General features: G+C 46.2%; 13 protein-coding genes. 6 read left to right on the top strand and 7 right to left on the bottom strand.

Annotated features, from left to right (window positions below):
• Nucleotides 1–140 precede the first annotated feature (140 nt).
• Complete coding sequence (locus ABXT60_RS09285; protein WP_443629867.1) at nucleotides 141–620, top strand: Lrp/AsnC family transcriptional regulator; 480 nt, start codon at nucleotides 141–143, stop codon at nucleotides 618–620.
• Nucleotides 621–727: 107 nt separating this feature from the next.
• On the opposite strand, the gene ABXT60_RS09290 is transcribed toward ABXT60_RS09285, so the two are convergent.
• From ABXT60_RS09290 to ABXT60_RS09320, 7 genes are read right to left on the bottom strand one after another with little or no spacing between them, the layout of a single operon-like run.
• Nucleotides 728–1,849 (bottom strand): phytanoyl-CoA dioxygenase family protein, encoded by a 1,122-nt coding sequence (locus ABXT60_RS09290; protein WP_443629868.1) that lies wholly within the window; start codon nucleotides 1,847–1,849, stop codon nucleotides 728–730.
• 31 nt (nucleotides 1,850–1,880) lie between these two features.
• Nucleotides 1,881–2,879, bottom strand: coding sequence for an inositol 2-dehydrogenase (gene iolG / locus ABXT60_RS09295; RefSeq protein WP_443629869.1), 999 nt, complete (start codon nucleotides 2,877–2,879; stop codon nucleotides 1,881–1,883).
• Nucleotides 2,880–2,891: 12 nt separating this feature from the next.
• Nucleotides 2,892–3,791 carry a myo-inosose-2 dehydratase gene (gene iolE, locus ABXT60_RS09300; RefSeq protein WP_443629870.1) on the bottom strand — a complete coding sequence of 300 codons (900 nt, stop codon included), beginning with the start codon at nucleotides 3,789–3,791 and terminating at the stop codon, nucleotides 2,892–2,894.
• Nucleotides 3,792–3,839: 48 nt separating this feature from the next.
• Nucleotides 3,840–4,640: a 5-deoxy-glucuronate isomerase gene (gene iolB / locus ABXT60_RS09305; protein WP_443629871.1), complete on the bottom strand. Its 801-nt coding sequence runs from the start codon at nucleotides 4,638–4,640 to the stop codon at nucleotides 3,840–3,842.
• 3 nt (nucleotides 4,641–4,643) lie between these two features.
• Nucleotides 4,644–6,494: a 3D-(3,5/4)-trihydroxycyclohexane-1,2-dione acylhydrolase (decyclizing) gene (iolD, locus tag ABXT60_RS09310; protein ID WP_443629872.1), complete on the bottom strand. Its 1,851-nt coding sequence runs from the start codon at nucleotides 6,492–6,494 to the stop codon at nucleotides 4,644–4,646.
• Between the two features lie 19 nt (nucleotides 6,495–6,513).
• Nucleotides 6,514–8,421 (bottom strand): bifunctional 5-dehydro-2-deoxygluconokinase/5-dehydro-2-deoxyphosphogluconate aldolase, encoded by a 1,908-nt coding sequence (locus ABXT60_RS09315; protein WP_443629873.1) that lies wholly within the window; start codon nucleotides 8,419–8,421, stop codon nucleotides 6,514–6,516.
• A 50-nt stretch (nucleotides 8,422–8,471) separates the two neighbouring features.
• The gene (locus ABXT60_RS09320) at nucleotides 8,472–9,317 is read right to left on the bottom strand and encodes a MurR/RpiR family transcriptional regulator (RefSeq protein WP_443629874.1); all 846 of its coding nucleotides are present in this window, start codon (nucleotides 9,315–9,317) and stop codon (nucleotides 8,472–8,474) included.
• A 449-nt stretch (nucleotides 9,318–9,766) separates the two neighbouring features.
• Between ABXT60_RS09320 and ABXT60_RS09325 the strand changes: the two genes are divergently transcribed.
• From ABXT60_RS09325 to ABXT60_RS09345, 5 genes are all read left to right on the top strand, one after another.
• On the top strand, nucleotides 9,767–10,699 hold the full coding sequence (locus tag ABXT60_RS09325; RefSeq protein WP_443629875.1) for a substrate-binding domain-containing protein: 933 nt from the start codon (nucleotides 9,767–9,769) through the stop codon (nucleotides 10,697–10,699).
• 96 nt (nucleotides 10,700–10,795) lie between these two features.
• Entirely contained in the window at nucleotides 10,796–11,578 is a 783-nt protein-coding gene (locus ABXT60_RS09330; RefSeq protein WP_443629876.1) for an ATP-binding cassette domain-containing protein, read from the top strand.
• A 9-nt stretch (nucleotides 11,579–11,587) separates the two neighbouring features.
• Complete coding sequence (locus ABXT60_RS09335; RefSeq protein WP_443629877.1) at nucleotides 11,588–12,574, top strand: ABC transporter permease; 987 nt, start codon at nucleotides 11,588–11,590, stop codon at nucleotides 12,572–12,574.
• 13 nt (nucleotides 12,575–12,587) lie between these two features.
• Nucleotides 12,588–13,610, top strand: a complete 1,023-nt coding sequence (locus tag ABXT60_RS09340; protein WP_443629878.1) for an ABC transporter permease — start codon at nucleotides 12,588–12,590, stop codon at nucleotides 13,608–13,610.
• 46 nt (nucleotides 13,611–13,656) lie between these two features.
• Entirely contained in the window at nucleotides 13,657–14,781 is a 1,125-nt protein-coding gene (locus ABXT60_RS09345) for a Gfo/Idh/MocA family protein (protein ID WP_443629879.1), read from the top strand.
• The last annotated feature ends 1 nt before the right edge of the window (nucleotide 14,782 follow it).

The following is a 14,782-nucleotide window of genomic DNA, read 5'->3' on the forward strand; positions in this document are numbered from 1 at the left end:
GCATTTCACCTAGTCTATCGATAAGCGCACGCAATATCACATCTAATTTAGCTAAAACTTGACGTATTTCGCAATAATTAATATTATAAATAACAAATAGCGCAATTAATTTGCGTTAAAGCTCATATTTAAGGAATACCATGACTAGCTTAGACCGCTACGACCTGAATATATTACGTCACCTACAAGACAACGGCAGCCTATCCAATCAAGAGTTAGCCGAACGAGTCGGCCTTACGGCTGCACCTTGCTCTCGCCGCGTTAAACAATTGGAAGAAGAGGGTGTTATTCGTGATCGTGTGGTGCGCGTTAATGATCGTGCAGTTAACCTCAATCTCACTGCCCTACTGCACATCAGCATGGACAAACACATCCCTGAACGCTTTGCCGAATTTGAACAGGCCGTGGCCCAGTTGCCAGAAGTCATGGAGTGTTATTTGATTACCGGTCACGAAGCCGATTACCAACTCAAAGTCGTCGTCCCCGACATGGATCGCTACCATGACATTCTGTTAGGCAAAATCACTAAAATTAAAGGCGTCAGTGGGGTCAAATCAGCTTTTGTAATGCGTAAAGTGCTTGATAGCACCGCACTGCCGTTAGGGTATGTAAGGGACTAATCTAACTAAACAACACCTTGAGGTGCTTGCAGGAGCGTGGCCCAAAATGCTGGATCCTGCCCATGTATTATTTTTTCGCGTGCCCTTTGCAGTTTTCGCACCACAACCTAATGTGAAGCTTTACGCCAATTTAACGCCTGCAGGGCATTGGAGAAGTGTTCAAGTGACCATTGCTCTGACAAAGCCTGGATGAGTAAATCACGACCACTAACCGGCCTTAAACTTGCCGCTGGTGGGTCACGGTCCATATTACTCGAAAAAGGATAACTATCACTCAAGGCGGTTGCTGCTGCTGATAGCTCCTCAGCACTTAAGTGGCTCGCCTTGAGTTGGTCATAACAAGCCAGCTGCATTCGCTGCTGGTCTACGGACTCCATGGCTTTGCCAAAAGCTGATGAAATTTGAAACAAGTTAGCCATGCGTTGCACATCGGTCGATACATTCTCACCAGCGGCGTGCATGAGTGCGGGGTTAAAAAACAGGCCATCACCTTTCTGCAAGGGTGACTGCACTGCATGTTGAGCAAAGTAGTCTACAAACTCAGGGTCACGGTACAGGGCATAGCCATACTCATAGCGCTGAGAATAGGGCAATAATAGGGTAGGCCCTGATTCTACAGGCATATCAGAATGAGCCACAGCGCCTTGTAACGTGAGCATGGCTGACATAATTTGCACATGCAAGGGATAGCGTGCAACCTCTTTGTCGTTGGTGAAGCCCAAATGATAATCACGGTGTGGCTGCTGCGCTGCGCCTCCTGGATAGACCAAATTAACCTGCGACGTTAACTGATAGTCTGGCCCCAGCCAAGCTTCACACAGCTGCGCCAACAAGGGGTTTTTGTAGTAATCGATAAACGCTTGTGGATGGGTTACGGCCAACTTTTCCAAACAATTCCAAAGGCGACCGTTGACTCCTTTAGCTGCAAAGTGATCACCACTGCTTTGAGGCTTCTGGTTTTGCTCATGCAACAGTTGATAAAATACCTCGGTCACTGCATCTACCACAGCCACTTGATCATACAGCTTGCGCACCACCAACACCCCAGCCCCATGTTGCCAGCAGTGGGCCCATTCAGCTTGCACCTGAGCTATACTCTGAGCATCAAGTGCGCGCAATTGATCGCCGTCATAAATGGGAATATGAGCCGAAAAATCAACGGCAAATGGATAATCTTCAAGCGTTAAATGAGGGGTTAAACTGGCCTCAAAGGCCTTCATGTTATGCATTAGTTTTATTCCTTATAGGCCGTGTTTCAGTTCAGCTAATTTCACTCACTGCCACAGTGCGGTATTGCGCAACAGACAAAAGCGCGGCTTCTGCTAAACGTAAGGCTTGTAAGCCATCATCCATACTCGGCAAGGCGACATCAGCCCCGTTAAGGGCGGCGATAAAACTGGCCAACTCTGATTGGTAGGCGGCCGCGTAACGTTCTAGAAAAAAGTGCAAGGGTCTGGCACTAGTCACACCCGCTTGGGTATAACTGGTAAGGGTATGTTCATTGACGTTAGCGGCCGTTAACATACCTAGGCTTCCATGCACTTCAAAGCGCTGGTCATAACCAAAACTTGCGCGGCGGCTATTAGAAATTTGAGCTAATTTACCAGAAGCGGTGCGCAAGGTGACTAAGGCAGTATCCACATCACCTGCTAAACCAATGGCTGGATCCACTAAACAGGATGCTTGAGCAGTCACTTGCACTATTTCTTCCCCTAAGAGAACGCGGGCCATGTCAAAGTCATGAATGGTCATATCTCTAAATAATCCACCGGAGACCCTAATATAATCAACGGGCGGGGGTGATGGATCTTTAGAAATGATACTTACTAATTCAACGTCACCAATGTCACCTGCGGCAATACGTTGCTGCAGCAACGCAAAGTTGGCGTCAAAACGGCGATTAAAAGCCAGCATAGAAGTAATAGGGCTGGCGTTAACCTTGGCCACCACCTGTTGTACCCGTGCTAATGATAAATCGATAGGCTTTTCACAAAATACATGCTTGCCAGCAAGGACGGCCTGTTCGATTAAATCTGCATGGGTATCGGTGGCTGAACACACCAAAATACCCGTAATAGATGGGTCTGAAAAAATTTGCTCAGGGGTCATTTGTGCACAACCCAAGGCTGCACTTAAGCTGTCAGCATTAGGTTGATAGGGGTCATGCAAAGCCACCAGCTCTGCTTGTGGGTTAAGGACCACATTGTGACCATGAATTTTACCGATGCGCCCAGCACCGAATAACGCTAGTTTAATCATGTGAATGCCTGCTTAATCAATAATGGAATAGCCAGCCGCTAGGGCTGCTTTTTGCAATGCGCTATAGCCCATTACTGCGTACTCAAATGGGTTGGCTTTAGCAGGGTCTTGTTCTGCCTCAACAATGACCCAGCCCTCATAGTTCTTATCAGCTAAGGCTTGCATAAAGCGTCCATAGTCAATCATGCCATCACCTGGCACGGTGAATACGCCGCGTAATACACAGTCAAGAAACGAATCTTTACTGCGATCAACTGTGGCCATGACACGCTCGCGAATATCTTTAGTATGCACATGGTTAATGCGATGACCGTAACGATCTACCACGCCCATGAGGTCGCCACCAGCAAACACCAAATGCCCAGTATCAACTAATAAGCCTACTGCATCCCCGGTATTTTGCATCACTAAATCCAGCTCTTGCTCAGTTTCAACGCCAGTGCCCATATGATGATGAAAAGACAAAGGTACACCTTCACTGGCACAATATTCAGCCACTTTGGTGAGGCGTTCACCGTAAGCAGCAAAATCTGCTGCGGGTAATATGGGTTTGTCACACAGGGGAGCGTTACGTACATTTTGCACCGTATTCCAAGTTTCACCATACACCAAAACCGCGGCGCCCAAGTCTCGAAACAACTCTAACTGGGGCCTAATATTAGCAATTTCTTGCTCTACACTGATGTTTAACAACTGGCCTGAAAACCAGCCTGATACGAGTTTCAAATCGTGTTCTTTTAACACCTTAGCTAGATTAACTTTGTCCTTCGGAAACTTGCCACCCGTTTCAGTGCCTGTAAACCCAGCTAAACGCGTTTCACGTAAACAGGTCTCTAATGACGTTTCGCCACCCAGTTCTGGAAGGTCATCGTTAGACCAAGAAATAGGGGACATACCAAATTTAAGTTTCATGTGTGCATCTCAATTGTTCTATAACAAGGACGTTGATCTAAAACCCTATCAGGTCTTTTTCAGCATCCATTCATGGGCTGGATCATTATAAAAGTGCCATTCCCTAGTAGGTCCCGCCATGACGTTCAAATAATAGCCTGTGTAACCATGAGGTACTCCCACTGGGTGATAACCCCTGGGCACTAAAACCACGTCACGGTCCTCTGCAGAAAGGGTTTCATCTAAACTACGGTCATCGGTATACACGCGCTGGTGGGCATAACCAGACGCAGGATCTAAACGATGGTAATAGGTTTCTTCTAACAAGGTTTCTTCTGGGCTAGCGTCTCTATCATGTTTGTGTGGTGGGTAAGACGACCAATGACCAGAAGGGGTAATCACCTCAACCACTAATAAACCATCAGCGGCCTCAGTCTCTGGCAAAATATTACGCACATACCGCGTATTAGTGCCCTCGCCCCTCACTTCTTGAGACATAGTCATTGCATCAATTAGCCTCGCTGCCCCACTATTGCCTTGTCCAGGTGCACTGCACACGGCCACTTCCACAGCATCTAAAGCAGTAATACTAATCGCTTCTCCTGCAGGCACGTATACGGCGCCGGGAGGCTGGTCAACAAACACACTGTTTCGGCCGCCTACGTTATCCCAACTTTGGGAGCCCGCACAGACGTTGGCTGTGCCTGTTAAAATAACAATACACAGCTCTCTCCCAGCCTGCTGGCACTCCAAAGTTTCTCCAACATTTAAATCATGCACCGCAAAACCCACATAGGTCCAGCCAGCAGACTGAGGTGTGACCTGATGTACTTGGCTTGCAGCAGCCGGTTTAACTAATAATTTAGACATGGTTTAGTAGCCTCGCTCTGCAATTCGTTTGGCTGTCCATTCTTGATGTTTAGCAACAACTTCTTCACGGTCTGACACTGATGGCACCTCGACCTCCCAGAAGGCTCCTCCCGGTGAGCAATGTAATGGGTCTGTATCAATAACCACCACACTCACACCCTCTCGCTGACGGGCGGCTTGCACGGCTTGCTTAAGCTCACCTACATTAGCTACGTGGTCAGCATGAGCCCCCATTGCCCGAGCGTGGCCAGCAAAGTCAATTTGTGCTAATCCCTTATTGTAAGTGTCTTGTAATAAGTTATTGAAGTTAGCTCCACCGGTGGCCATTTGCAGACGATTAATGCAACTAAACCCCCTATTGTCTAACACCACAATGGTTAACTTTAAGCCCATACTAACGGCCGTTGCGATGTCTGAGTTCATCATCATGTAAGAGCCATCGCCTACCATCACCACCACTTCGCGATCTGGACAGGCAAGCTTAGCCCCTACGCCACCACAAATTTCATAGCCCATACAAGAGTAGCCATACTCTAAATGATAACCACCCACCTGCTCTGCACGCCAATGTTTGTGCAACTCCGAAGGTAAACTGCCCGCCGCGGCAACCACTACTGCATTGTCATTGACTGTTACATTTACAGCAGCAACAACTTGGGCATCTGATGGGATTGCCTGGTCATCTGCAGCCGGTAAAATGCCTTCACACAGCAGTGCCCATGCAGCAATTCCTGCTTGGTTTCTATGCTGCCAAGCCTCTGGAGACATGTAATTACCCAGTTGCGATGACAGTGCTTTTAGACCCAACCTAGCGTCGCTCAATAAGCTTTGGGCGCGGTATTTCACCACGTCTATAGGTTGCACATTAAGTTGAATGACTTGCCCTTTGAACAAGGTGTTAGAGCCTGAAATAAAGTCTTGTAATCGCGTACCCACAGCGAGTACTACATCTGCGTTAGCCGCCAAATCATTGGCACTATCGACGCCAGTCACGCCCACAGCCCCAGCATTTAAGGGGTCACTTGCAAGCATTGAAGACTTGCCTGCTTGGGTTTCAATGACTGGAATCTGATGGCGCTTAGCAAAGGCTTGCAATTCGTTTTCTGCCAATGAGTAACGAACTCCACCACCGGCCACAATAACGGGCTGCTTAGCCGCTAATAAAGTGCTTACGGCTTGATTTAATTCATGCTGATCTGGGCCTTGACGACGCAGGCGCCATACACGTTTTTCAAACATGTGTTTTGGGTAATCAAAGGCTAAAGATTGTACATCCTGGCAAATACTTATGGTGGCAGGGCCACATAAAGCCGCATCCGTGAGCGCTACCATGGCCCTAGGCAAAGCTTGAATTAACTGCTCTGGTCGAGTGATACGGTGGAAATAACGACTTACAGGACGAAGTGCATCGTTCACAGTGCTACTACCATCAGCAAAATTCTCAGATTGCTGTAATACTGGGTCTGGCTGACCTGAGGCAAATACATCGCCAGGCACCAACAACACAGGTAAGCGGTTAACGTAGGCTACTCCAGCTGCAGTGACTAAGTTAGTCGCTCCTGGACCAATAGAGGTGGTGGCTACCATTACTTGCTGACGCTGACGGGCCTTAGCAAAGGCGATGGCCGCCAAAGCCATCGACTGTTCGTTGTGGCCTCGATACGTGGGTAACTGGTCTCGCACTTGATACAGTGCTTCACCGATACCCGCCACGTTGCCATGGCCAAATATAGCCCATACGCCTGCAAAAAAAGGCACTTCCTCGCCGTCATCTAGCTCGACATGTTGATTGATCAAGAAGCGAGTCAAGGCTTGGGCAGTGGTTAATCGAATAGTTTGCATGGTTGTTGACATAGCAGGTTACTCTTGTTTTTTACTTTTGCACTTGGGCATTATCCCAAGCGGCAATGATTAATTGATATTTTTTAGCCATTAACGCTACAGCTTGAGCATCGTCGAGGTGACCTTTTAACCAGCCCTGAGCGGCTTCGGAAAATAGTGTGCGACCAATGGCAAACCCTTTCACCCAAGGCTGTTTAGCCGCCACATAAAATGCTTCACTAATGCTTTCAATCGTGCCATTTAAACCCAAAACAATGACACCCTGGCAATAAATGTCATTTTTATCGATCACCTCACCCACTAACTGCCAATAAGCGTTATTTAATGCTGGCTCTAGCTTCCACCAATCAGGTTTAACACCCAAGTCATAAAAGTGCTGCATAATAGGCGAAACTTGATCAAAGGCAGGGCTGTTGTTATCTCTGGCTGTAATAATTTCCAACAGCCACTGATGCCCCGTAAAGCGGCACGCACGGTCTAGATTAAGTATTAACTGCTCGTGGTGTTGGCGAGTGGCTGCATCATCATCTAATCGGTAGGGACACAATACTTTAACCGTTTGGTTAAGCGGCCAATCAGACAAATGCTGCACTATTTCGCCTTCGGCCTCTAGTTGCAACGGAAATTCCCCAGAGGCTTCTATTGGCCTGCCAACCCATGCATTGGTGCTGGTTATTTGATGCAATGCAGCTCGGCCTGTTCGGTCATCTACTAACATGCCAAAACCAACGTCTTGCCCAGCTTCCTGCTGCGCTGCTTGAACTGCAAGCTGTTTAAATTTGGCAATATCAGCAGGCGTTTTACCGGCAGATCTGGCCCATTGGTTAAACTGATAACGGTGATCTATAGCGAATGCGACTAAACGATTGTGTTGTTTATGTCGATTAGTTGTGCGATGGATATGATTAAGCACAGGGTCAAAGCGCAACGCTTTATGCTCACTTCCATGGGCTAGAAAATATTCTAATTCCTGCCATGAAGGCACAGCCGGCGCACAGCCATGCCGCGATACTGCAAAGGCACCACACGCGTTAGCATAGGCACAGCTGGTAGGCCAATCTTCACCCCCTAACCAACCCCGAAGCAAACCTGACATAAACGCATCACCAGCTCCCAGCACATTAAATACTTCTACTTTAAAACCGGGCCCTTCAGAGCCCGATTGCCAACCATTGATGTCACCCTCAAAAACGCGGCACCCTAGTGCCCCTCGCTTACACACTAAGGTAGCCATAGACATAGCCCGCACAACAGCCAAGGCGTCAAGGCTATCCTCACAACCAGAAGCAATATGAAACTCTTCTTCAGTACCTACTATAAGGTCCATGTCAGGCAGGAATGCCTGCACATGTTGGCTGACAGTGTCATTGGCTATAAATCGGCTTTCTCCATCACCATGGCCTGCCAAGCCCCACAAATTGGGTCTATAATCAATATCTAACACCACCTTTGTGCCATGTTTTTTTGCCAAATCGATGGCTTTTCGGCTGGCTGCCGCAACTTTAGGTGTACTTAAGTGCGTGCCCGATAAGAGTAAAGCCCGGCTTGAAGCGATCAAATCTTCATCGATATCATCTTCGCATAAGGCCATGTCGGCACAGTTTTCCCGATAAAAAATAAGCGGAAACTGTTCTTCGTCTTGAATACCTAAAACAACCAAGGCCGATAAACGTTCTGGATCAGTCTTCACCCCTTGCACGTCAACGCCCTCGGCCCGCATAGTTTCTCGAATAAAGCGTCCCATGTGCTCATCACCTACGCGGGTGATCATGCCAGACTTAAGCCCCAAACGAGCAGTACCTATAGCCGTATTGGCTGGGCTGCCGCCAACATACTTGGCAAAACCGCCCATATCCTCTAAACGCCCACCTACCTGCTGACCATAAAGATCAACGCTGGAGCGTCCAAAGCACACCAAATCCAAACTCTTATGTTTCATATGTAAACCTAAAGGATATATATATTCCAAATAGCGAGTAAAAAAAATAATTATTTAACTGCTTTATCTAACTCGGCGCGCACTCTTCCTGTCTCTACAGCCAAGCAAAGTGCTAAGCACATAGTTGCCGACAACCCCCGAAAACCACTCACTTCCTCTTCCAACACTTCCAAGTGGAAATCATCACCTCTGGCAATTGGGCTTAATGTTGAGTCAGTTAAAGCCACCACATTGGTATTATTAGCCAAACAAATATCTACCAATTCTCTAGTATTTGCAGTGTAGGGACTAAAGCTTATCGCTAACAACACATCGTCTTCTTTTAGCATGCGAGCCTTATCTGCCATACTGTGGGGCATACCAGACAAAACCACTGACTGAACCCCAAGCTTTACCAAGGTGTAGTGTAAGTAAGCCACTACAGGCTCTGCCCTACCCTGGCCTGCAATGTATACCACTCTTGCCTGCGCTAGCTGCTCGCTGGCCTTTAATAATGCACTTGCATCTACATTATGCTCCAAACGAGCAATAGATTCTGAAGCGGCCTGCGTGAAATGGGACAAAACAGTTTGCTCTGTGTCTGCCGAGCGCTGCATAGAGTTTAGTCTTTCAGAATAAGGTTGAGGCACATGTCGCATGCTTTCCTGAAACACCATTTGCATGTCAGAAAAACCTAGATAACCGATAGATTTAGCAAATCTCACCATAGTGGATGGTGTAACGCCTACCTGCTCACTAATGGAAGCAATAGTATTAAGTGCAATAACGTCTGGATTATGCATAGCAAACACGGCAACACTCTGTAGCCTTTTAGGTAGGTCTTGATAATGATTTTGCAACCAAGGTTTCAAATCACTAAATACACGTGGCGGCTTCACTTGAATCACTTTTGTCATATCTTATATTCGACTCGACGAGCATAATGCATAAATAATTATGGGCGCTAATAGTTCAGAAAAATCTAAACTAAAATGAAATACTGTCAGGCTAAACGCTTACCCTTTAGCCTAAGTTAGCTTGAAAGACCTCCCTGTTGCGCCCTTAGTAATCATGACCAACCCAATATGTTAAATCTTGCTTGAGTATACGCAAAACATTTTACATTTGGAATATTTATTTCAAAAATAAAAATGTTGAAATTTATTTTTGAAAATGGTACAAATTGGTTCGTACCAAATACGTTCGCTTAGGTTGCCTTTCTACAATCTATCTATGTATTTGTTGTGAACGCATTTAACCCAACGCCAAGCTTTGGGTTATTGAAGTAGTAATAGTGACAAACCGCGGAATACTCCGCATAACAAACACTAAAAATCAGCTAGCTGAATTTTTAGGAGGAAAAATAATGAAAAAAATCAATTTGTTTGCAGCCACAGCTCTATCTGTGGTTATGGCTACCGGCGCAAATGCTGCAACCATTGGATATTTAAGTTCTAACTTCGATGATAATTTTCTAACCTTAATGCGTGAAGCGGCCAAAGCTCACACAGAAGAAAGAGGTCATACTTTCCAGATTGAAGATGCTCGTGAAGACGTAGGCACTCAGTTAAGCCAAGTGCAAAACTTCATCGCTTCTGGCGTTGATGCTCTAGTAGTTACTGCAGTAAGTGCTGCTGCAACACCTCAAATGACTAAAATGGCTAATGCAGCAGGCATTCCAATTGTATACGTTAACCGTATGCCAGCAGATTCTGCTAGCTTAGGCGGCACTAGTACTTTTGTGGGTTCTAACGAGACTTGGTCTGGCACTTTGGCAGCCTTTGAATTATGTAACCTAGCTGGCGGTGCAGGTAATGCGGTAATGTTACAAGGCATCTTGTCTAACGAAGCTGCGATCACACGCTCAAAAGACTTCGAAGAAGTGTTGGCACTATCTATGTGTAATGGCATCACTTTAGAAGCTGTTGAAGTAGGTAGCTGGCAGCGTTCGAAAGGCAACGACATTGTTTCTAACTGGTTAAGCTCGGGTATGGAAATCGATATCGTTTTTGCTAACAACGACGAAATGGGTCTAGGCGCAGTTCAAGCGTTCAAAAATGCTGGTATCAGCATGGATGACGTGCTTATTGGTAGCGTAGACGCAACTGCTGATGCACTCGCGTCTATGGCAGCAGGCGAACTAGATGTAACGGTATTCCAGAACGCTGCAGGCCAAGCAACTGGCGGTATTGACGCTGCAATCGCTGCGATCAACGGTGAGTCTCTGCCCAACGCAATTACCATTCCTTTTGAATTGGTAACTCCTGATAACATGGCAGACTACATGGGCGCTAACTAAGTCTTAACGCCTTAGTATGTGAAAAAACCTCTGGATTTATTCCGGAGGTTTTTAGTTACACCTCATTTTTAGCTTTCAGTGTCTTTAGAGAACTCTATGAACAACCAAGACGACATTATCCTACGCACAGAAAATCTCACCAAACGCTATGGCGGCGTTCACGCATTAGAAGAAGCCAACTTCACTCTGAAAAAAGGTGAACACGTTGCTATTGTAGGAGACAACGGCGCCGGCAAGTCTACCTTTGTGCGCCAAATAACTGGCGTAGAACAACCCTCTTCAGGTGACATTTTTTTTGAAGGCCAACGAGTAGAATTTAACTCGCCTTTAGAAGCGCGCGAAGCAGGCATTGAGTCTGTATTTCAAGACTTAGCCCTATGCAATGATTTAGATGTGCCTTCAAACCTATTTTTAGGTCGTGAAGAATTACTTTTCAAATTTGGGCCTTTTAGCATCCTTGATGAAAAGAAGATGATGCAAAAAGCCAAAGAAGTATTAGAAAGAACCGCTATAAAAATACCAAATTTAAGTAACCACGTGGGCGATATGTCCGGTGGCCAAAGACAATGTGTGGCTATTAGCCGCTCAGCTAGTTTTGCATCAAAGCTTATCATTATGGACGAACCCACTGCCGCTCTTGGGGTGCAGGAAACCACTCAAGTGGAAAATATTATTCGTGGTTTAAAAGAGCAAGGTGTTCCCCTTATTCTTATTAGTCATAACTTACGCCAAGTATTTAACTTAGTAGACAAAATATGGGTTTTTCGTCGCGGACGTATCGTTGGTGAAGTGATCGCTGCTGAAACTGACGGCAATGAAATTGTGTCTATGATTACAGGCATGCAAGACGGTGTTCACGAAAAAGCCAGTTACATTTAGGGGGTTACCATGTTTAAAAGAGCAAACCTCCCTGCTGAGGCCAGCATATTTGCTGTGTTCGTTGGCATCGCCGTGTTATTTGAAATACTTGGCTGGTTCGTTGTAGGCAAAAGCTTTTTGGGCAATGTACAACGTTTAGAAATCATTATTTTACAAGTGTGTATTTTTGGCATTATCGCCGTGGGTGTTACCCAAGTCATTATTACTTCAGGTATAGACCTTTCAGGTGGTGCTGTATTAGCCCTATCAGCAATGGTTGCTGCTAGTTTCGCGCAATCAGCAGATGCCTTCGCACCTATATTTCCACAGTTTTTAGGCTTACCTATTATCATCCCTATTGTGGTTGGCTTAAGCGTTGGCGCTGCATGTGGCTGGATTAACGGCGCCATTACTGCCTACACAGGCATTCCATCATTCATTGCCACCTTGGGCATGCTGGTTACTGCGCGTGCTGTGGCGGTTATCTACACCGAAGGCCAGCCGATCTATTCTTTGTCAGACTCTTTCACTGCCATTGGTTCTGGGGCTTGGCCGGTATTAATATTTTTCATAGTGGCGGTAATATTCCACCTTCTCTTAAAGCATACTGTTTATGGTAAACACACTTACGCGATTGGCTCTAACGAAAGAGCTGCACGAGTGGCAGGCATTAATGTGCGACGCCACAAAATTATGGTGTATACCATTGCTGGGTCTTTATCTGGATTAGCGGGCGTGGTCATGTGTTCACGTGCCACCATTGCCCAGTCGGGTATGGGAACCATGTATGAGTTAGATGCGATCTCTGCCGTGGTGATCGGTGGCACCTCTTTGTTTGGTGGCCGCGGGCGTATTACTGGAACTGTTATTGGAGTTTGCATTTTAGGTGTTATTACCTCTGGCTTCACGTTCTTGCGTATCGACTTCTATTACCAAGAAATTGTAAAAGGCATGATTATTGTAGGTGCAGTAATGCTTGATCAGCGCCGCCAAGCCCAACGACGCTTACGCGCATAACCAGGACATTACTATGACATCATCTTCATCTACAGGCGGTTACAAAACTGTAAAAAGTTGGAAAGACTGGCTGCCAAAAGACGTCAGCATTCTTATGGTTTTGCTTGGCACAGTGTTTATTTTTGAAGTGCTGGGCTGGTTCATTGCTGAGCAAAGCTTTATCTTTAACACTCAACGTCTTACCATTATTATTTTGCAAATGTCTATTATTGGCATTATTGCCATAGGCGTGACTCAAATTATCATCATGGCAGGTATTGATCTATCCAGTGGATCGGCCCTGGCCTTCACAGGCATTGTGGCTGCAAGCTTTGCACAAACCTCTGAGTATACTCGTGCCGTTTACCCCGCTCTGACCGACATGCCTGTCCTTTTGCCCATTATTGCTGGCATTTTAGTAGGGTTTGTTTTGGGTGGTATCAACGGTGGTTTGATTGGCTATGCTGGTATCCCACCGTTTATTGCAACCTTAGGCATGCTTGTAGCTGCCAGAGGCTTAGCTCGCTGGTACACCAGTGGCTCCCAGGTCAGTTTCTTTATCGACGACTACGCTATTTTGGGCAGTGGCATTGTTCCGGTAATCATATTTTTAACCACAGCAATGGCGTTTCATTTATTGTTGCGCTACACCCGTTATGGTCGCTACACCTACGCTATTGGTTCGAACGAGCAAGCAGCGCGAGTGGCTGGCATCAACATTAGAGCCCATAAGCTGTTGGTCTATACCTTAGCTGGTGGCCTATATGGCTTGGCAGCAGTAGTAGAAACTTCACGCACACTCACAGCTCAATCTGGTGCTGGCATGCTCTACGAGCTTGACGCCATTGCCGCCGTAGTCATTGGTGGTACTTCGTTAATGGGTGGTAAAGGCCGTATTACTGGCACCATTATTGGTGTGTGTATTTTGGGTGTAATCACCTCTGGTTTTACATTTTTAGGTATTGGTTCGTTTTACACCAATATCGTTAAAGGCATTATCATCGTCGCAGCTGTTGCAGCTGACCAATATAGTAATAACAAAAACGCTAACCGTTAATTTTATTCTAACGATTTATCGGTTTGAAAAGTTTGAGAAAAAACACATGAAAGAAATAGGTATCGGTGTTATTGGCACCGCGTTTATGGGCAAAGCCCACTCTATCGCATATGCATCTGCAGCCACTGCATTTGGTGGCAATCTGCGCCCAAGGTTAGAAATGGTATGTGATCAAGACCCTCAAGTGGCTGAAGATAAGCGAGCAGAAATGGGCTTTGCCCGCTGCACGACCAACTACATGGACGTGGTGAATGACCCCAATGTAGATTTGATTTCTATTTGTGTACCTAATTCTGTGCACAAAGAAATCGCTATTGCAGCCCTGGCTGCAGGCAAACATGTGTGGTGTGAAAAACCCATGTCTACTAACTTGGCTGATTCTCAAGCCATGGTAGATGCTGCTGCAGCAAGCGAGCAGAAAACCATTGTTGGTTATAACTATACCCAAAATCCTTTAGTACATGCTGCTAGAGATATGATTAACGAAGGTGTGATTGGTGATGTCACTGGTTTTTTTGGTGTTTACGATGTAGACAACGAAGCTGATCCAGATCGCCCTTACAGCTGGCGTATGAACCGCGAGCTATCAGGCACTGGCGCCAATGCTGATGTCATGTGTCACTTAGTGAGCGTAGCCCACTTTATGACTGGCAGCGATATCAATAGTGTTGTGGGTGAATATGACATAGTTTATGCAGATCGCCACGATCCTAAAACGAATACCCGCAAAACTGTGGACAATGACGATGTATGTATGGCCATTGCTCGTTTTGACAGCGGCATTAAAGGTACCTTACGCGTAAGTCGGGTGGCTTGGGGTCGTAAGTGTGGTTTAAGCTGGGAAGTGCATGGTTCTCAGGGCATGATTCGTTTCGATCAAGAACGTCTTAACGAGCTGCAACTGTATACCCGTTCTGACGATCCTCGACAGCAAGGTTTCCGTACTATTTTATCAGGCCCTTATCATAAGCCTTATGATGCTTTTTTACCCAATGCTGGCCACACACTGGGCTACATTGATGTTAAAGCGTGTGAGTTAAATCAATTGCTCACCACCATTGAAGACGGTGGACAAACTTGGCCGTGTTTTGCTGATGGGTTAAAAATAGAAAAAGTAATGGATGCCATTGATCGTTCAGCCATGAGTGGCCATTGGACGGACGTGGAATAGC

Origin of the sequence: Candidatus Njordibacter sp. Uisw_056 (genome assembly GCF_047730085.1) — a bacterium.
GTDB lineage: Bacteria > Pseudomonadota > Gammaproteobacteria > Pseudomonadales > Balneatricaceae > Njordibacter.